Source organism: Bradyrhizobium sp. HKCCYLR20261, from assembly GCF_051168435.1.
Classification (GTDB): domain Bacteria; phylum Pseudomonadota; class Alphaproteobacteria; order Rhizobiales; family Xanthobacteraceae; genus Bradyrhizobium.
In genome coordinates this window covers 1-16,155 of sequence record NZ_JBNPUZ010000019.1, presented here as the reverse complement: position 1 = coordinate 16,155, position 16,155 = coordinate 1, and the positions used below count along the sequence as shown (strand labels likewise).

Sequence of the window (16,155 nt, the reverse complement as noted above, 5' to 3'; positions counted from 1 at the left end):
TCGGCTCCCATGATCGAAATCAGCCACGTCAACAAATGGTACAGCCCGACCTTCCAGGTGCTGAAGGACTGCACGACCTCCGTCGCCAAGGGCGAGGTCGTGGTGGTCTGTGGTCCCTCCGGCTCGGGCAAGTCGACCCTGATCAAATGCGTCAACGCGCTGGAGCCGTTCCAGGACGGCACGATCACGATCGACGGCCTCAAGGTCAATGATCCCAAGACCAATTTGCCGAAGCTGCGTTCGCGCGTCGGCATGGTGTTCCAGCACTTCGAGCTGTTTCCGCATCTGAAGATCATCGACAATCTCTGCCTCGCCCAGCAGAAGGTGCTCGGCCGCGGCCACGCCGAGGCCGAGACCAAGGGCATGAAGCTGCTGGAGCGCGTCGGCCTCAAGGAGCACGCGCAGAAATTTCCCGCGCAGCTCTCCGGCGGCCAGCAGCAGCGCGTCGCCATCGCGCGCGCGCTCGCCATGGACCCGATCGCCATGCTGTTCGACGAGCCGACCTCGGCGCTCGACCCGGAGATGATCAGCGAGGTGCTCGACGTCATGGTCGATCTCGCCCGCGAGGGCATGACCATGATGGTCGTCACCCACGAGATGGGCTTTGCCAAGAAGGTCGCCCACCGCGTCATCTTCATGGACCGTGGCGAGATCGTCGAGGACGCCAGGAAGGAAGAGTTCTTCGGCCAGCCCCGCAGCGAGCGCGCGCAGCAGTTCCTGTCGAAGATCTTGTCGCATTAGCGTTCGTCGTTGTTCGCAGGCTTGATCGCAGACGGCAGTCTGCTCCCTCTCCCCGTTCTTCACGGGGAGAGGGCTGGGGTGAGGGGCAGCCACGCGCACCGGCCGTGCGGAGAGCCCCCTCACCCGGATTGCATCTTCGATGCAATCCGACCTCTCCCCGCACGCGGGGAGAGGTGAGGAGAGAGCGGTGTGCCCGTCGCCCACCATGTAACGAATAGGAGAAGCTACCTTGGACCCGATCGCTTACGTCAACGGCGCCTTCGTGCCGCTCTCCGAGGCCAAGGTCTCGGTGCTCGATCGCGGCTTCCTGTTCGCCGACGGCATCTATGAGGTGGCCGCCGTGCTCGATGGCAAGCTGGTCGACAGCGAGTCCCACCTCGCCCGCCTTGAGCGCTCGGTCGGCGAGATCGGCCTCGCGCTGCCGGAGAGTCTGTCCCGCATCGAGGAGCTGCAGAAGGAGCTGGTGGCCCGCAACCAGCTCGACCAGGGCATGGTCTATCTCCAGGTCACCCGCGGCGCCGACAAGGGCCGCGACTTTCCGTTTCCGAAGGGCGACGTCAAGCCGACCCTGGTGATGTTCGTGACCCACAAGAACATCGTCGATGCGCCTTCGGCCAAGACCGGCATCGGCGTCATCACCGTGCCCGACATCCGCTGGGCGCGCCGCGACATCAAGAGCGTCGCGCTGCTGGCGCAGGTGCTGGCGAAGCAGGCGGCCGCCGCGGCCGGCGCCGGCGAGGCCTGGATGGTCGAGGACGGCCACGTCACCGAGGGCGGCTCGTCGTCGACCTTCATCCTCACCAAGGACGATGTCATCGTGACCCGGCCGAACTCCAACGCGATCCTGCCGGGCTGCACCCGCAAGGCGGTGGTCAAGCTCGCCGAGGAGCGCCAGCTCAAGGTCGAGGAGCGGCTGTTCACGGTCGACGAGGCGTTGGCCGCCAAGGAGGCCTTCATCACCAGCGCGAGCTCGTTCGTGCAGCCGGTGGTCACGATCGACGGCAAGCCGGTCGGCGACGGCAAGGTCGGGCCGGTGGCGGCGCGGCTGCGCGAGATCTATGTCGATTTTGCGCGGTCCACCGCGGTGTAGTTGAGAGAGCAGGTGCAGCATCGAAACTCGTTTGCATTGTCCGGCGCTTTGCTATCGTGGCCGCGCAACAGAAAATGCAGGGAGGCGTTTTGATGCGGTATCGGTGGGGCGTGCTCGCGGCTGGCTTGGTGATGACGGGCGCTGCGCTGAATGGGATCGGGGCGGCATCGGCCGATGACGGCTGGGTGACGCTGGTCGACGGCGACAAGAAGGTCGAGTTCACCGAGGTCGGCAAGGCGAACTGGGAGGCCAAGGACGGCACCTTGATGGCCGACAAGCTCGACGGCAAGGATCCGTCCTATCTGGTCACCAAGACCAGCTACAAGGATTTCCAGATCAAGGCCGAGTTCTGGGTCGACGACGCCGCCAACAGCGGCATCTTCATCCGCTGCGACCAGTCGGAGAAGATCGACTCCAACATCTGCTACGAGGTCAATATCTTCGACAAGCGGCCCGACCCGAAATACGGCACCGGCGCGATCGTGGACGTCTCAAAGGTCGATCCGATGCCGAAGGCCGGCGGCAAGTGGAATACGTTCGAGATCACCGCCAAGGGCACGCGGCTGACCGTGATCTTCAACGGCGAAAAGACCGCCGATGTCGACGACAGCAAGCATGCGGCGGGCCCGATCGCCCTGCAATACGGCTCGGGCGTGGTGAAGTTCAAGAAGGTGCAGATCAAGCCGCTTTAGCGGCCGTACACTCCGCGCAGCGGCGCTGGCCGCGGCTCGCACGATAGAGCCCCTTGCAGTACCAATGGCGCGCCATCATCTGCAGGGGATGACGCGCCAGCCTGGCCAGCGTCACCAGTTCGAACATGGCGGGCATTGCAGACTCCTTTACATTCTTTCGACGAGATGGGGCGGCGCTTCGATGATCGAAGTGCCGCCCCAGTCACATCAGCCATGCAGCTTCTTTGCGGTCTCGGCGATCACGCGGCCCTGATAGCGCGCGCCCGCCAGTTCGTTCTCGCTCGGCTGCCGGCTGCCGTCGCCACCGGTGATCGTGGTCGCGCCGTAGGGCGAGCCGCCGGTGACCTCATCGAGCTTCATCTGGCCGGCGAAGCCGTAGTTGAGGCCGACGATGGTCATGCCGAAGTGCAGCAGGTTGGTGATGATCGTGAACAGCGTCGTCTCCTGGCCGCCATGCTGGGTCGCGGTCGAGGTGAAGGCGCCGCCGACCTTGCCGTTCAGCGCGCCCTTGGCCCAGAGGCCGCCGGCCTGGTCGAGGAAGTTGGCCATCTGCGAGGCCATGCGGCCGAAGCGGGTGCCGGTGCCGACGATGATCGCATCGTAATCGGCGAGTTCCTCGACCTTGGCGATCGGGGCGGCCTGATCGACCTTGTAGTACGAGGCCTTGGCGACGTCGGCCGGGACCAGCTCCGGCACGCGCTTGATGTCGACGGTCGCGCCGGCTTCGCGGGCGCCTTCGGCCACCGCATTGGCCATCGCTTCGATGTGGCCGTAGGCGGAGTAGTAGAGAACGAGAACCTTGGTCATGACAGTCTCCGTGGGGACGAGGGTGATGAGAAAGATGGTCGCGGCCGGATCGCCGGCCGGGACCGTGACAAACAATTAGGCGGCGTCGACCAGCACCAGCTCGGAATCTTCGAGCGCGGTGATCTTCAGCGTGGCCTCATCGCGGATGGCGGCGCCGTCGCGGGCGTTCACACGGACGCCGTTGACCTCGACGCTGCCGGCGGCGGGCACGAGATAGATATGGCGGGCCTTATCCGCCGCATACTCCGCAGTCTCGCCGGCCTTCAGCGTGGTGCCGAGCACGCGCGCCTTGGCGCGGATCGGCAGCGCATCGGCGTCGTCGGCGAAGCCGCTTGCCAGCGTCACCAGTTTGCCGGAGCGGTCGGACTTCGGGAACGGCTTGGCGCCCCAGGTCGGCTGGCCGCCGTCGGTGGTCGGCTCGATCCAGATCTGGAAGATGCGCGTCGTGGTCGGCTCGAGATTGTACTCGGAGTGCCGGATGCCGCTGCCGGCGCTCATGACCTGGACGTCGCCGGCCTCGGTGCGGCCCTTGTTGCCCAGGCTGTCCTGATGCGTGATCGCGCCTTCGCGGACATAGGTGATGATCTCCATGTTGCGATGGGGATGCGCCGGGAAGCCGGTGTTCGGCGCGATCTCGTCGTCGTTCCAGACGCGCAGCGCGCCATGGCCCATATTGCTGGGGTCGTAATAGCTCGCGAACGAGAAATGATGCTTGGCCTTGAGCCAGCCGTGGTCGGCGCCGCCCAGCGCCGCAAAGGGCTTCAGTTCGATCATGGGTCTGCTCCTGAGATGGCGCGCCGGCCAGGCCGCCGCGCTGTTGGGCATTGGAATAGACCGGGAACCGGAGTATATAAATAGAAACTGTTGAAACCTATTGTTTCCAAAAATGAGACTTGGCCGATGGCGCGACTCCCGGATTTCGAGGCGATGGCGATCTTCGCCAAGGTCGTCGAACTGCGCTCCTTTGCCGGCGCGGCGCAGGAACTGAGCGTCTCCAAGGCGTCCGTCTCCAAGGCGGTGAGCCGGCTGGAGGAGCGCTTGGGGACGCGGTTGTTCAACCGGACCTCGCGCCGCCTGGCGCTCACTGATGCCGGCCAGCGGCTGTCGGAGCGCGCGGCGCAGTTGTTGGCTGACGGCGAGGCTGCGGAGACCGAGGCCCTCGCGCAATCGCTGACGCCGCGCGGCTTGGTGCGGTTCGCCGTGCCGATGACTTTCGGCGTCAAGAAGATCGCGCCGCTGCTTCCGGCTTTCCTGGAGCAGTATCCGGAGGTCTCGATCGATCTCCACATGAGCGACGCCACCGTCGATCTGATCGGCGAAGGTTTCGATCTCGCGCTGCGCATCGCGCGACTGCCGGACTCATCGCTGGTCGCGAGGCGGCTCTGTTCGATGCCGCGCTACACGGTGGCGGCGCCGTCCTATCTGAAGCGGCGCGGCCGGCCGACGCATCCGATGCATCTCGCCGAGCACACCTGCTTCGGCTACGCCTACCTCTCCACCGCCGGCGTCTGGCACTACACCAACGCCGCCGGTGAGCAGGCGAGCGTGCGCCCGGCGGGCCAACTGCGCGTCAACAATGGCGAGGCGCTGTTGCCAGCGGTGGTCGCCGGCCTCGGCATTGCGGATCTGCCGGATTTCATCGTCGGCGATGCGATTGCTTCGGGCGAGGTCGAGGTGGTGCTGAAAGGCTGGAGCCAGCCGGAAGGCGCGATGCACCTGGTGATGCCGCCCGGCGGCCCGCGCCCAGCGCGCGTGGAGGTGCTGTCGGAATTTCTGGTGAAGGAGCTGGCGAAGGGAAAGCGGAAGTGAGGGCGATCAGGCCATGAGCCGCACCACCATGCGCAGCAGGGTGGTGACACCGAGCGCCAACAGCACGAGGCTCGCGAGCTTGCTGCTCCATGCCATCACGCCAGCGTCGACACGCTGTCGTATCAACGCGACCGTCGCGCTGAGCACCAGCCACCAGGCGACGGAGCCCGCGAACACGCCTGCAATCAGCAGTGGTGCGGCCGATTGTCCGGCGAGCGCGTGAAGCATCGCCAGGAACAGGATGATGGTGAGCGGATTGGCAGCGCCCAATCCAATCGCGCTGAAGAACGCGTGCGCCGGGTGAATGCGCGCCGTGTCGGCGCTCGCGCTCAAGACGACCGCGCGGCGATAGATGCGGAGCGCGAACCAGAGCAGGATCAGGCCGGAGCAACATCCAAGTAATAGCGAGTGCGACTCGAGCCACGGCTGGGCCAGGGTGCCGAGGCCGAAGACGGCGAAGGCGCTGTAGACGAGGTGGACGGTGGCTGCGCCCAAACCGGTTGCCACTCCCGTCGCGGCGCCGCAGCTCAGCGTGCGTTGGATGCAGAGCACGCCCATCGGGCCGATCGGGGCGGCGACGGAGAGGCCTACGCCTATTCCGGACAACAAGGCGGCTATGGCTTGCGACATGCAATGTATCCAACGACATCGAGCACCGATCGGTTGTGCTTAGCGTTGGATGCGATTGCACGCGTCCATCATTTGCCGGAGTCCCGGCTATCAAGTCGATGCCGCGTGACCTAGGTCACGCAGACATCGACCCATTCGGCAGATGTGAGTTCGGCCATCCGCTCCGGCGTGATCTTCACCGCGCTGTGCGTCGAGCCCGCCGCGGGCACGACGATGTCGAACGCCTTCAGCGAGACGTCGCAATACACCGGCAGCGGAGACTTCAGTCCGAACGGGCAGACGCCGCCGACTTCGTGTCCGGTGATGTCGGCGACCTCGTCGAGGCCGAGCATCTTCGGCTTGCCGCCGAACAGCGCCTTGACCTTCTTGTTGTCCATCCGCGCGTGGCCGGCCGCGACGATCAGGATCACGCGGTCGCCGACGCGCAACGACAATGTCTTGGCGATGCGCGCCGGCTCGACGCCATAGGCCTCCGCCGCGAGCGCGACGGTGGCCGAGCTTTGGGAGGAGACGAGCACCTCGATATCGGGGGCCTTTTCGGCGAAGAACGCGCGGACGGAGTCGAGGCTCATGCTGACGTGCGCTCTCAGATCCCGAGCAACTTGCGCGCGTTGGCCTTCAGCACCTTCGGCCGGATCTCCTCGCGGATATCGAGCTTGGCGAAATCCGCCAGCCAGCGGTCCGGCGTGATGACCGGCCAGTCCGAGCCGAACAGCATCTTGTCCTGCAGAATCGAGTTGATGTAGCGCACCAGGATCGGCGGGAAGTACTTCGGCGACCAGCCGGAGAGATCGATGTAGACGTTCGGCTTGTGGGTCGCGACCGACAGCGCCTCCTCCTGCCAGGGGAAGGAGGGATGGGCGAGGATGATCTTGAGGTCGGGGAAATCCGCCGCGACGTCGTCCATGTACATCGGGTTCGAGTACTTCAGCCGCATCCCCATGCCGCCCGGCATGCCCGAGCCGACGCCGGTCTGTCCGGTGTGGAACAGCGCGATCGCGCCGCCGTCATTGATCGCCTCGTAGAGCGGGTAGGCGAGGCGGTCGTTGGCGTAGAAGCCCTGCATCGTCGGGTGAAACTTGAAGCCGCGGACGCCATAGTCCTCGATCAGCCGGCGCGCCTCGCGGACGCCGAGCTTGCCCTTGTGCGGATCGATCGAGACGAACGGGATCAGCACATCGAGATGCTCGGAGGCGATCTCCAGCATCTCTTCGTTCTTGTAGCGGCGGAAGCCGGTCTCGCGCTCGGCATCGACCGGGAAGATCACCGCGGCGATGTTCTTGGAGCGGTAATAGGCCGCGGTCTCCGGCACGGTCGGGGGATGCTTGTGCGGCGACTTGAAGTATTCGGCCATCTGGGCCTGGAAATCGTCATAGCCGTCGTCGGCATGCATGCCGCACGGCTCCTCGGCATGGGTATGGATGTCGATGGCGACGACGTCGTCGATCTTGGGCAGAGCGAGCTTTGGCATGGGCGTTCCCGGCGTGCGGTTCTTGGTTTGGTTCTTGGCTTTGTGAAATTGATTATACGATATAACGAATTTGGCAATCGGCAATTGGGCCGCCGGCCGAGTTCCCCCAGGGCCCAGGATGCCAGGCTCTGTTGAAGCCCGCGCCACAATCGTTGACATCGCCCAAGTCGGTGGTTAGAAACCGGCCACTCCGGGCGACCCCGTCGCTTGCGGAAATCCCTTTCTATTTGCCACTTCCGGCCTGTCCAACACGGCCTTTCGAACGTATCAGGATGTCCCATGAAGGTCCGTAACTCGCTGAAGTCGCTGCGTGGCCGCCATCGCGCCAACCGTCTGGTTCGCCGCAAGGGCCGCGTCTACGTGATCAACAAGGTCCAGCGCCGCTTCAAGGCCCGCCAGGGCTGATCTAGCCCGCGCTTGTCTCACCTGCTCACAGGTCTTTGACGCGCGCTCTGCTTTGCAGGGCGCGCCGTCTGCGTTTAGACTTGCCGCATGGCAAAACGCTCCTCCCTGGCGATTCTGCTCGCCGCCGCCGTCATCTGCATACCGCACCTCGCGCATGCGCAGGGTGAGCCGCGGTCGGGCGCCAAGCCAAAACCCCCTGAAGCGCCGTCGAAGCTGCCCAAAGTCGGCGCCGACAAGACCAAGGGGCTCGATTTCCTGTTCGGGGCGCTGAAGGCCGCGCCCGACGAGATCAGCGCCAAGCATGTCGAGGCCCGGATCTGGGCGATCTGGCTGCAGACCCCCAGCGACACCGTCGCGCTGCTGATGGCGCGCTCCAAGGCCGCGATGGACGCGAAGCAGAACGAGGTCGCGCTCAAGCTGCTCGATTCCGTCATCAAGCTCCGCCCCGACTATGTCGAGGCCTGGAACCGGCGGGCGACCATCTATTACCTGCAGAACGATTACGGCCGCTCGCTTGCCGACATCCAGCAGGTGCTGGTGCGCGAGCCGCGGCACTTCGGCGCGCTCGCCGGTCTCGGCATGATCATGCAGGACCTCGGCGAGGAAAAACGGGCGCTGGATGCCTTCCGCAAGGCGCTGGAGGTCAATCCGCACCTCGACAAGGTGCCGGACCTGGTCAAATCGTTGACCGAAAAGGTCGAAGGCCGCGATATCTAGCCTTAACCGCCGGTTAACCATGTTCGGACGGCCGTGCTTGCCGGCTGAACCGCGCCATCCCACCTGCCGTTCACCGGAGGAGATCTGGCGAGGAGACGGCGTAATGAGGCGTGCAGGACTGACGGCGGCGCTTGTGGGGCTGACAGCTCTGGAAATCACGGCGGCCGCCGCGCAGGCGGACGGTCTGTTCTGGGTGGTCGGAAACCGCGCCACCGATCGCTGCGAGATCGTGACCAGCAACCCCGTCATCATCGGGGACATCTGGTTCGCATCGGGGCCGTTCAAGTCGAAAGACGACGCCAAGCTGGCGCGATCGACGATCAACGCGTGCCCGAACAAGGACCTGACACAGGAGGACTGATCGGCGCGACTGCGCCCGGTCGGTCCGCTTAGTGGAACGCGGTGCTGCGGCGGTCCGGCATGCCGTATTGCGCGGCTGCGGCATAGAGCTGAGCGATCTCGGCTTCGAGATGCTCGTTGACCAGCAGCAGCGCCTTCAGTGCGCCGCGCAGATCGCCATTGCAGCTCGCGACGATCTCGTCGATCGCTGACTCGCTTGAACGAAAGCTCATCGGATACCCCCTCCCAAAACACCAAACTAAACGCAGGGCCGGTGATCGCAGGTGACATCCTGCAATGACCCAACCGTAAGTAATTCACGGCCATCAGCCGATTGCGAGGAAAAGTCCCGACCATGGTTATAAAATGGCCGACGACGCCGTGATGACAGGATTCCCTATTGAAACGGCCCAGCACCGCCGCTGGATCTGCAACTCTCGTCTTTTCAGCCCGTAACTGTCTTTGTGACAGGCAGAAAACTATCAATGATTTCAATGTTCTTAGTGGGCGCATTGGCCGTGCTCGCGGCGATGACCCGGGCTGGCGTCGCGCTCGTCGAGCGCCGCTATCCGGCGAAGGGGCAGGCCATCGACGTCGACGGCGCCACCATCAATCTTGTGGATATCGGTCCGCGCGACCGCGAAAAGCCTCCCCTGTTGCTGCTGCACGGCGCGAGTTCGAACCTCGAGGCGATGCGCAAGCCGCTCGGCGACATGCTGGCGGAGCGCCACCGGGTGCTGCTGGTCGACCGCCCCGGCCATGGCTGGAGCCCGCGCGTCAGGCCGGAGGATTCCACTCCGGCGGCCCAGGCCCGGATGCTGAACGAGGCGCTCGGCCGGATCGGCGCCGGCCCGGTCATCCTGGTCGTGCATTCCTGGAGCGGCGCTCTCGGGCTGCGCATGGCGCTGGACTTCCCGGACCGCGTCGCCGGGCTCGTGATGCTGGCGCCGGTCGCCTATCCCTGGCGCGGCGGGGTCGGGCAGTACAACGCCGCGGTGACGACGCCCGTCATCGGCCCGCTGCTGGCCCACACCATCACTTTGCCGCTCGGGCTTGCCCTGATAGGCCCCGGCGCCCGCGGCGTGTTTGCACCGCAACAGATGCCGGAGGATTTCGTCGACCAGAGCGCGACGCCACTGCTGCTGCGTCCGCGCGAATTCCTCGCCAACGCGTTCGATCTCGTCACCCTGAAGCAGGCGGTGATCGAGCAGGCGCCGCGCTATGGCGAGATCAAGGTCCCCGTCACGATCCTGGCCGGCGATGCCGACAAGACCGTCTACACCGACATTCATGCGCGCCAGCTCGCGCGAACCTTGCCGCAGACGCGGCTCATCGTCGTGCCCGACCTCGGTCACATGGTGCAGAACGCCGTGCCGGAGCTCGTCGCCGGCGAAGTCGACCGCATGGTCGGCGCGCTGACGGCCACTGCGGCGGCCGCGCCTTGAAAACGAAAAAGCCCCGGCGCGCGGCCGGGGCTTCGAGGGCAGAGCGCGTGGCGCGCCGCCGCTTACTGCTTCTGCTTGCCGTCCTTGTCGAACGACGAGATGTAGGCCCAGAGGTTGTTGACCTCGGTCTCGTTCTTGATGCCGGCGAAGGTCATCTTGGTGCCGGGAATCTTGGCCTTCGGATCCTTGATGTATTCCTTGAAGGTCGCCTCGTTCCAGGTGATGCCGGAGTTCTTGTTCGCTTCCGAATAATTGTAGTCCGGCGCGGTGCCCGACTTGCGGCCGTCGAGGCCGTTCAGTTCCGGGCCGACCTTGTTCTTCGCGCCTTCGCCGATCGCGTGGCACGGCAGGCACTTGTTGAACGAGGTCTTGCCTGCGGCGGCATCCTGCGCCAGCGCGGCGGACACCAGCGACGACGAGGCGATCACGACGAGCGCAGTCAAAGTCAGTTTCTTCATGGATCAGGCTCTGTGGTTTCGAGACAAAAATCGTGCGCAGGTTTGTTGCATGGCCTCCGCCCTCAGACAAGCCGTCCATCGGGATAGGGTTCATTTGATCGCCGCGAACTTTGCGCGGCAGCAAACAGCGAAACCGGCCGCGTCCGCCTACCCAAAGCGCCGCGGTTGTGGTTGATATGACGGTCGAAATCGAGGTCAGGAGACGCGCGCGATGGCCATCATGATGCCGGAGGCTGATCAGGCGGTGCTGGCGCGCCGCGGCGAGATCGTTGCTGCACTGCGCGCGATTGTCCCAGGCGAGGGCGTCATCGACAGCGCCGCCGAAATGCTGCCTTACGAGTCCGACGGATTGATGGCGTATCGCCAGCCGCCGATGGTGGTGGTGCTGCCGGAGACCACGGCACAGGTTTCGCAGGTTCTGAAATATTGCCATCAACAAGGCATCAAGGTGGTTCCGCGCGGCTCCGGCACGTCGCTGTCGGGCGGCGCTCTGCCATTGGCCGACGGCGTGCTGCTCGGGCTGGGCAAGTTCAAGCGCATCCGCGAGATCGATTTCGATAATCGCGTCGTCGTCACCGAGCCGGGCGTGACCAACCTCGCCATCAGCCAGGCGGTGGCGCATGCCGGCTTCTACTACGCGCCCGATCCGTCGTCGCAGATCGCCTGCTCGATCGGCGGCAATGTCGCGGAGAATTCCGGCGGCGTGCACTGCCTCAAATACGGCATGACCACCAACAACGTGCTCGGCTGCGAGATCGTGCTGATCAACGGCGAGGTGTTGCGCATCGGAGGCAAGTGCACCGAGAACGCCGGCTATGACCTGATGGGCCTGATCACCGGCTCGGAAGGGCTGCTCGGCGTCGTCACCGAGGTCACCGTGCGCATCCTGCAAAAGCCGGAGACGGCGCGCGCGCTGATGGTCGGCTTCGCGCAAGTCGAGGCCGCCGGCGAATGCGTCGCGCGCATCATCGGCGCCGGCATCATCCCCGGCGGCATGGAGATGATGGACAAGCCGGCCATCCACGCCGCCGAGGCCTTCGTCCATGCCGGCTATCCGCTCGACGTCGAGGCGCTCTTGATCATCGAGCTCGACGGCCCCGGCGTCGAGGTCGACGAGCTGATCAGCCGCGTCGAGGCGATCGCGAATGGCTGCGGCTCGACCACCTGCCGGATCTCGACCTCGGAGGCCGAGCGCAATTTGTTCTGGGCCGGCCGCAAGGCGGCGTTTCCCGCGGTGGGCCGCATCTCGCCGGACTATCTCTGCATGGACGGCACCATCCCGCGCGGCGCGCTGCCCAAGGCGCTGGCGCGCATCCGCGAGCTGTCGGAGAAATACCAGCTCGGCTGCGCCAACGTCTTCCATGCCGGCGACGGCAATCTGCATCCGCTGATCCTCTACGACGCCAACAAGCCCGGCGAGATGGAGCGTGCGGAGGCCTTCGGCGCCGACATCCTGCGCTGCTGCGTCGAGCTCGGCGGCGTCCTCACCGGCGAGCACGGCGTCGGCATCGAGAAGCGCGATTTGATGCCCGACATGTTCACCGAGATCGACCTCAACCAGCAGCAGCGCGTGAAATGCGCGTTCGACAGCCAGGGCCTGTTGAACCCCGGCAAGGTGTTTCCGACCTTGCATCGGTGTGCGGAGCTGGGGCGGATGCATGTGCATGCGGGCAAGCTGGCGTTCCCGGATCTGCCGCGGTTCTGAAAAAGCCACAGCCTTCTCCACGTCATTGCGAGCGCAGCGAAGCAATCCAGTGGCGTAGGCGGGACTCTGGATTGCTTCCGCCTTCGCTCGTCGAGCTTCGGCGGACACGTCACTGCGCTCGCAATGACGCTGAGTGAGTCGTTCAAGCATTTCGCATCCCGCCTCGCAGACACACGGCCCGCTGATGTGAAGACTCTCTCCCCACGTCATTCCGGGGCGCCCGCAGGGCGAGCCCGGAATCCATAACCACAGTCCGCTATGTGAGGCACGCCGGCAGCTCCATCTCGTTCCACCAACATCCGCTCGGGGATATGGATTCCGGGCTCATCGCTTCGCGATGCCCCGGAATGACGTGGAGAGAGGTTGCCCCACTCATCCATCGTCCCCTCTGACGCACGGCGACTGCTCGATCGCGCTCACGCTCTCTCCCCACGTCATTCCGGGGCGCCCGCAGGGCGAGCCCGGAATCCATAACCACCGGCCGCTGTGTGAGGCACGTCGGCAGCTCCATCTCGCTCCAACAACATCCGCTCGTGGTTATGGATTCCGGGCTCATCGCTGCGCGATGCCCCGGAATGACGACGGAGAGAGAGCCTGCCTCCATCCACATTCCACCCCGCAGACACACGCCCGCAGCCCCGCGGCGTCCTCCGCCCAGGTGATGCGACCGTCCGCCCTCAAAACCGATCGAGAGGGCACGGGGAATGCCGGGTGAAGGCCTCACCCATGGCCCGCCTGCAACAAAAAAAGCAGGCGGCAGTCACCACAGGTTCAGCCGAACATCCGGCATTCCCCGCGTGGCGGTCTTAACGCTTATACGTGCTCGCCCCGGGGATCGGCGTTCTTGTCCCCGTCGCCGACGCGACGCGTTGAGGCGTCATCGCCGGCTTGACCTCAGCACCGGGAGGCCAGGCCCACACGATTTCACGTCCGCATCGAACTCGTTCGTCGGCGCGACACGAAGCCACGCTGCGACCCGACACGGCCACCACAACCCACCCCACGTATCGTGACGACCGCGCGTACGCCCCTCTCGGAGGGGTGAGTCGGGAGGGAGTATGGCATGAATTCTGTAAAAGCGAAATAAGAATTTTATCGCTTGGCGCAGGCTGAGGGATTATTCCTTCGCTCCTCCTGCCAAGCCAGGTGCTGATCGGTCGCCATGATGAGCTGTGCGAGAGGCGCAATATATTGTGCCCTGAACGTCATGTAATCGGCGACGTTGCCTATAAAAACCAGAGATATAATCTCAAAGGTATCCCAGAAGATCACCAAATATCCGGTGTCCTGGGGAGTGCGGTAAATTTTGATGGTGTCGGTCTTGTCCCCATAGTCATCCAACCTACTTGCGCCTGCTCGGCTTAAGAGGTCATCGAATTCCCCGTCTTCTTCAGTAGCCTTCCGAAACCATTGAGGGAGGTCAACCTCCAAAAGCTTTCCATCGGCGAATCTGAGTGACTTCTGGGTGTCGTCCATTTTATCCCCCGGTAGCATGGTTGCGAATCTCAAGCCATCCTACGGGGCGGCGGGTTAGGACCACAATCAAAACGCGTGTTTGAGCCACTGTCTGTTGGCAAAGCCCGGAGCCGAACCCTGCTATCGGGCGGGTTCTGAATGGCGCCGGAGGCAGTGTCTTAGGCAATCTTCTGCCGCGCGATGCGCTCGAACGAGTTGAATGCCTCGGCTGCCTTCCTCGCTGCCGCATTCAGCTCAGCGATGTTGGCGCGGGTTTGGGGGGTGATGCCCTGGCCAAGATCTACGTAGGTGAGCGGCGTGAGGAGCTTGGGGTTTCGGTCGTCGGTAAACAGTTTGTCGCCGGCCAAATTACAAAACTCTCGAGCGAGTTGTCGGGCTTCTTCGAGCGCATCTTGGACCTCAGCGTCGATGAATTCGTAGTGGGCGGTGTTCCAGTCGTCCGCCAGTATTTCCAAGGGCTGTATCCGTTCGTTCCTAAAGGCATCCCTGAAGCTATGAAGTGTCAAAAATCTCACTAGCTGTGGCGTAATCAGCTTCCGGTACAAAGCTAAAAGCTGGGTGTCGTGAGGGTTGGGCGGCTCGGCTGGCGCAACTTGCTCAGAACGGTCGGGGATGAGGCGGGAAAGTACCAGGAGCAAAATTCCAAGCCCAACGAGGGTCAGGCTCAACCATATCGGCGTCTCGGGGATGGCTATTTTGACTTCCAAAAGTTTGGCGACAGGCGGAATCAGGTACTGAACGATGCTGGTGATGGACAGCACGCCGCCGAAGATAAGCGCCAACGCGCCTTTACCCCAGGCGGTGCCAACCCAAATTCTAAATATCCGCTCTACAAACTCGAAAATTCTTGGCATTGCCATCTTCAGCCTCAATGACTTTCAATAGCTGATTTTACGGAGATCTGCCGAGGTTACTTAGGCTAGCGTAGGGCTTAGCTGAAGGTGTAATCCGCCGAGTGTCTCGAAAAGTGGACGGCTAATTCTGCGCTAATCCGCCCTGCGGGCTAGTGTTTGTCAGATGCGTTGAGCGAGCACAGCGAACTCGATTTCCATCTAAGTGGGTAGCGGTGTTACGGCTATCGACTTCGCCTAAAATCGAAAATGCGCACGACCATGCTTGGGAAACCGCTGAGCACGTCATCAAGAAACGTTTCAATCAAGGATAATGCGCGATCATCGGCCGGGTTTTGGGCGGTGGCCGACCTGGAAATCGCGTTCTGCCAGATTTGGGGCCGGTAGCGCACCAGTGAACTCAACAAAAAGCTGCCCAGAAATTGCAAGGCATACTCGTTGAGTTTGATATCGTTGATGGGCTGCATGGCATATGTCGGCCCAGGGCCGACATACCCGCCGGACAACGGCGGAAGAATATCAACGGCAGGAACAATCGATCGATCCCCGCCCATAAGCGCGCGGCTGGCCGCGAAGCCGTTATTATTAGACTGGATCAGATTTTCGTCGGCTAGGTCATCGTATCCGTTTCTGTCGGCGTTGTCGAAAATGATAATAGAATTTCCCCACGCCAGCTGGGCTTCCACGAAGCGCCATCGTTCAAGAAACGGGTATGCTGCGCGCAATCTTTGAATGGATGCCGCTAGGTCTGAGATATCGGTAAACAGAACAGGATCATCGATGCGCAAGGTGCAGGTGCCGGTGTAAGGCGTTGAGAAATGGAGCGAGATCGGAATCGACTTGGCAGCGGAACCGAATGTCTGCGAAAACTTGTCCCCTATTCCGGGTGCGCGCGCCAAGATGTCGGTGATTTCGACCCGCTGGCTGCTCAGACCCGCCGCCTTGTCGAAGGTCTTTTCTTGCCATTTTGGCATCGAGTTTTCAAAGTACCAAATTCGACCCAGAGGCGCGATAGCATCATTAAACTCCTGAAACGTGCCCTTGTTTTCAACCTTCAGCGCCAGTTCTTCCACGCCGGCGGCTAGCGATGTCACATCCTTGAGCCCATGCTTTCGAGCCAGCGTTGACAAGGAAACACCTTTGCGAGCGACGATGACTGCCTGCGCGAAGGCGACGACGCCGTAATAGATCTGCAATGGCTTTATCTGAATCGGTGCGAGCGCTGCGGCCTCAAAAAACAATCGGCCCTGTTGTATGCATACGGCGATCTCCCGCGCGGTGGTGGCGCTGGGTATGCGCCCCGTGGAATTGCCAAGTAACTTGCGTACATTGGTTGCGCTCTCCAAAAACTTGATATCGTACCAATTATCCAGCATGCACCCTCTCAATTCACGATGATCGCGTCGTGCGAATCTACATTTGCAGCGCGTAGGGCGGATTAGTACTACTGAGTCAAAAATCGACGAAATAACCGGCTGAGAATCAAGTATTTGTAGAGATTCAGACTTTCACGCGCGGG

The 16,155-nt window shown here is 63.1% G+C and carries 20 protein-coding genes; 9 read left to right on the top strand and 11 right to left on the bottom strand.

Features of this window, described 5'->3' with window-relative positions:
* Positions 1-9 precede the first annotated feature (9 nt).
* The 3 genes from ACQR1L_RS29905 (at position 10) to ACQR1L_RS29895 (ending at position 2,523) form a co-directional block, all read left to right on the top strand.
* On the top strand, positions 10-741 hold the full coding sequence (locus ACQR1L_RS29905; protein ID WP_434861508.1) for an amino acid ABC transporter ATP-binding protein: 732 nt from the start codon (positions 10-12) through the stop codon (positions 739-741).
* Positions 742-970: 229 nt separating this feature from the next.
* Complete coding sequence (locus tag ACQR1L_RS29900) at positions 971-1,831, top strand: D-amino-acid transaminase (RefSeq protein WP_434861507.1); 861 nt, start codon at positions 971-973, stop codon at positions 1,829-1,831.
* 92 nt (positions 1,832-1,923) lie between these two features.
* Positions 1,924-2,523: a 3-keto-disaccharide hydrolase gene (locus ACQR1L_RS29895; protein WP_434861506.1), complete on the top strand. Its 600-nt coding sequence runs from the start codon at positions 1,924-1,926 to the stop codon at positions 2,521-2,523.
* Here the strand turns inward: ACQR1L_RS29895 and ACQR1L_RS29890 are convergent.
* The 3 genes from ACQR1L_RS29890 to ACQR1L_RS29880 all read right to left on the bottom strand — a co-directional run bounded on the left by ACQR1L_RS29890 (position 2,510) and on the right by ACQR1L_RS29880 (position 4,104).
* Positions 2,510-2,659, bottom strand: coding sequence for a hypothetical protein (locus ACQR1L_RS29890; protein WP_434861505.1), 150 nt, complete (start codon positions 2,657-2,659; stop codon positions 2,510-2,512). The genes ACQR1L_RS29895 and ACQR1L_RS29890 overlap by 14 nt on opposite strands.
* A 71-nt stretch (positions 2,660-2,730) precedes the next feature.
* Entirely contained in the window at positions 2,731-3,330 is a 600-nt protein-coding gene (gene wrbA, locus ACQR1L_RS29885; RefSeq protein WP_006611356.1) for an NAD(P)H:quinone oxidoreductase, read from the bottom strand.
* Positions 3,331-3,405: 75 nt separating this feature from the next.
* A complete protein-coding gene (locus ACQR1L_RS29880; protein WP_434861504.1) occupies positions 3,406-4,104 on the bottom strand; it encodes a pirin family protein in 699 nt (232 codons plus the stop codon).
* Between the two features lie 126 nt (positions 4,105-4,230).
* Here ACQR1L_RS29880 and ACQR1L_RS29875 point away from each other — a divergent pair, with 126 nt between their 5' ends.
* Positions 4,231-5,139, top strand: a complete 909-nt coding sequence (locus ACQR1L_RS29875) for a LysR family transcriptional regulator (protein ID WP_434861503.1) — start codon at positions 4,231-4,233, stop codon at positions 5,137-5,139.
* A gap of 6 nt (positions 5,140-5,145) precedes the next feature.
* Here ACQR1L_RS29875 and ACQR1L_RS29870 read toward each other — a convergent pair whose 3' ends face one another.
* From ACQR1L_RS29870 to ACQR1L_RS29860, 3 genes are all read right to left on the bottom strand, one after another.
* Positions 5,146-5,769, bottom strand: a complete 624-nt coding sequence (locus ACQR1L_RS29870; RefSeq protein WP_434861502.1) for a LysE family translocator — start codon at positions 5,767-5,769, stop codon at positions 5,146-5,148.
* A gap of 110 nt (positions 5,770-5,879) precedes the next feature.
* Positions 5,880-6,341, bottom strand: a complete 462-nt coding sequence (locus ACQR1L_RS29865) for a YbaK/EbsC family protein (protein ID WP_434861501.1) — start codon at positions 6,339-6,341, stop codon at positions 5,880-5,882.
* A 14-nt stretch (positions 6,342-6,355) separates the two neighbouring features.
* Positions 6,356-7,240, bottom strand: a complete 885-nt coding sequence (locus tag ACQR1L_RS29860) for an amidohydrolase family protein (RefSeq protein WP_172113282.1) — start codon at positions 7,238-7,240, stop codon at positions 6,356-6,358.
* Positions 7,241-7,519: 279 nt separating this feature from the next.
* On the opposite strand from ACQR1L_RS29860, the gene ykgO reads away from it, so the two are divergent.
* The 3 genes from ykgO (at position 7,520) to ACQR1L_RS29845 (ending at position 8,723) form a co-directional block, all read left to right on the top strand.
* Complete coding sequence (gene ykgO / locus ACQR1L_RS29855) at positions 7,520-7,645, top strand: type B 50S ribosomal protein L36 (RefSeq protein ID WP_006611362.1); 126 nt, start codon at positions 7,520-7,522, stop codon at positions 7,643-7,645.
* Between the two features lie 87 nt (positions 7,646-7,732).
* On the top strand, positions 7,733-8,362 hold the full coding sequence (locus tag ACQR1L_RS29850) for a tetratricopeptide repeat protein (protein ID WP_434861500.1): 630 nt from the start codon (positions 7,733-7,735) through the stop codon (positions 8,360-8,362).
* A gap of 103 nt (positions 8,363-8,465) precedes the next feature.
* Complete coding sequence (locus tag ACQR1L_RS29845) at positions 8,466-8,723, top strand: hypothetical protein (RefSeq protein ID WP_434861499.1); 258 nt, start codon at positions 8,466-8,468, stop codon at positions 8,721-8,723.
* Positions 8,724-8,751: 28 nt separating this feature from the next.
* Here the strand turns inward: ACQR1L_RS29845 and ACQR1L_RS29840 are convergent, their stop codons facing one another.
* Positions 8,752-8,934 carry a hypothetical protein gene (locus tag ACQR1L_RS29840; protein WP_434861498.1) on the bottom strand — a complete coding sequence of 61 codons (183 nt, stop codon included), beginning with the start codon at positions 8,932-8,934 and terminating at the stop codon, positions 8,752-8,754.
* A 252-nt stretch (positions 8,935-9,186) separates the two neighbouring features.
* Between ACQR1L_RS29840 and ACQR1L_RS29835 the strand changes: the two genes are divergently transcribed.
* A complete protein-coding gene (locus ACQR1L_RS29835) occupies positions 9,187-10,146 on the top strand; it encodes an alpha/beta fold hydrolase (protein ID WP_434861497.1) in 960 nt (319 codons plus the stop codon).
* A 62-nt stretch (positions 10,147-10,208) separates the two neighbouring features.
* Here ACQR1L_RS29835 and cycA read toward each other — a convergent pair whose 3' ends face one another.
* The gene (cycA, locus tag ACQR1L_RS29830; RefSeq protein WP_434861496.1) at positions 10,209-10,604 is read right to left on the bottom strand and encodes a cytochrome c-550 CycA; all 396 of its coding nucleotides are present in this window, start codon (positions 10,602-10,604) and stop codon (positions 10,209-10,211) included.
* Positions 10,605-10,815: 211 nt separating this feature from the next.
* Between cycA and ACQR1L_RS29825 the strand changes: the two genes are divergently transcribed.
* On the top strand, positions 10,816-12,309 hold the full coding sequence (locus tag ACQR1L_RS29825) for an FAD-linked oxidase C-terminal domain-containing protein (protein ID WP_434861495.1): 1,494 nt from the start codon (positions 10,816-10,818) through the stop codon (positions 12,307-12,309).
* Positions 12,310-13,401: 1,092 nt separating this feature from the next.
* On the opposite strand, the gene ACQR1L_RS29820 is transcribed toward ACQR1L_RS29825, so the two are convergent.
* The 3 genes from ACQR1L_RS29820 to ACQR1L_RS29810 form a co-directional block, all read right to left on the bottom strand.
* The gene (locus tag ACQR1L_RS29820) at positions 13,402-13,785 is read right to left on the bottom strand and encodes a hypothetical protein (RefSeq protein ID WP_434861494.1); all 384 of its coding nucleotides are present in this window, start codon (positions 13,783-13,785) and stop codon (positions 13,402-13,404) included.
* A gap of 158 nt (positions 13,786-13,943) precedes the next feature.
* Positions 13,944-14,639, bottom strand: coding sequence for a hypothetical protein (locus tag ACQR1L_RS29815; protein ID WP_434861493.1), 696 nt, complete (start codon positions 14,637-14,639; stop codon positions 13,944-13,946).
* A 221-nt stretch (positions 14,640-14,860) separates the two neighbouring features.
* Complete coding sequence (locus ACQR1L_RS29810; RefSeq protein WP_434861492.1) at positions 14,861-16,012, bottom strand: YaaC family protein; 1,152 nt, start codon at positions 16,010-16,012, stop codon at positions 14,861-14,863.
* Between the last annotated feature and the right edge of the window lie 143 nt (positions 16,013-16,155).

Excerpts from the sequence above, each read along its gene's own strand:
- ACQR1L_RS29875 (WP_434861503.1), top strand. The coding sequence starts at position 4,231 with ATGGCGCGACTCCCGGATTTCGAGGCGATGGCGATCTTCGCCAAGGTC.
- ACQR1L_RS29880 (WP_434861504.1), bottom strand. The coding sequence starts at position 4,104 with ATGATCGAACTGAAGCCCTTTGCGGCGCTGGGCGGCGCCGACCACGGC.
- ACQR1L_RS29860 (WP_172113282.1), bottom strand. The coding sequence starts at position 7,240 with ATGCCAAAGCTCGCTCTGCCCAAGATCGACGACGTCGTCGCCATCGAC.
- ACQR1L_RS29870 (WP_434861502.1), bottom strand. The coding sequence starts at position 5,769 with ATGTCGCAAGCCATAGCCGCCTTGTTGTCCGGAATAGGCGTAGGCCTC.
- wrbA (WP_006611356.1), bottom strand. The coding sequence starts at position 3,330 with ATGACCAAGGTTCTCGTTCTCTACTACTCCGCCTACGGCCACATCGAA.
- ACQR1L_RS29825 (WP_434861495.1), top strand. The coding sequence starts at position 10,816 with ATGGCCATCATGATGCCGGAGGCTGATCAGGCGGTGCTGGCGCGCCGC.
- ACQR1L_RS29845 (WP_434861499.1), top strand. The coding sequence starts at position 8,466 with ATGAGGCGTGCAGGACTGACGGCGGCGCTTGTGGGGCTGACAGCTCTG.
- ACQR1L_RS29905 (WP_434861508.1), top strand. The coding sequence starts at position 10 with ATGATCGAAATCAGCCACGTCAACAAATGGTACAGCCCGACCTTCCAG.
- ACQR1L_RS29840 (WP_434861498.1), bottom strand. The coding sequence starts at position 8,934 with ATGAGCTTTCGTTCAAGCGAGTCAGCGATCGACGAGATCGTCGCGAGC.
- ACQR1L_RS29835 (WP_434861497.1), top strand. The coding sequence starts at position 9,187 with ATGATTTCAATGTTCTTAGTGGGCGCATTGGCCGTGCTCGCGGCGATG.
- cycA (WP_434861496.1), bottom strand. The coding sequence starts at position 10,604 with ATGAAGAAACTGACTTTGACTGCGCTCGTCGTGATCGCCTCGTCGTCG.
- ACQR1L_RS29890 (WP_434861505.1), bottom strand. The coding sequence starts at position 2,659 with ATGCCCGCCATGTTCGAACTGGTGACGCTGGCCAGGCTGGCGCGTCAT.
- ACQR1L_RS29895 (WP_434861506.1), top strand. The coding sequence starts at position 1,924 with ATGCGGTATCGGTGGGGCGTGCTCGCGGCTGGCTTGGTGATGACGGGC.
- ACQR1L_RS29865 (WP_434861501.1), bottom strand. The coding sequence starts at position 6,341 with ATGAGCCTCGACTCCGTCCGCGCGTTCTTCGCCGAAAAGGCCCCCGAT.
- ACQR1L_RS29820 (WP_434861494.1), bottom strand. The coding sequence starts at position 13,785 with ATGGACGACACCCAGAAGTCACTCAGATTCGCCGATGGAAAGCTTTTG.
- ACQR1L_RS29850 (WP_434861500.1), top strand. The coding sequence starts at position 7,733 with ATGGCAAAACGCTCCTCCCTGGCGATTCTGCTCGCCGCCGCCGTCATC.
- ACQR1L_RS29815 (WP_434861493.1), bottom strand. The coding sequence starts at position 14,639 with ATGCCAAGAATTTTCGAGTTTGTAGAGCGGATATTTAGAATTTGGGTT.
- ACQR1L_RS29810 (WP_434861492.1), bottom strand. The coding sequence starts at position 16,012 with ATGCTGGATAATTGGTACGATATCAAGTTTTTGGAGAGCGCAACCAAT.
- ykgO (WP_006611362.1), top strand. The coding sequence starts at position 7,520 with ATGAAGGTCCGTAACTCGCTGAAGTCGCTGCGTGGCCGCCATCGCGCC.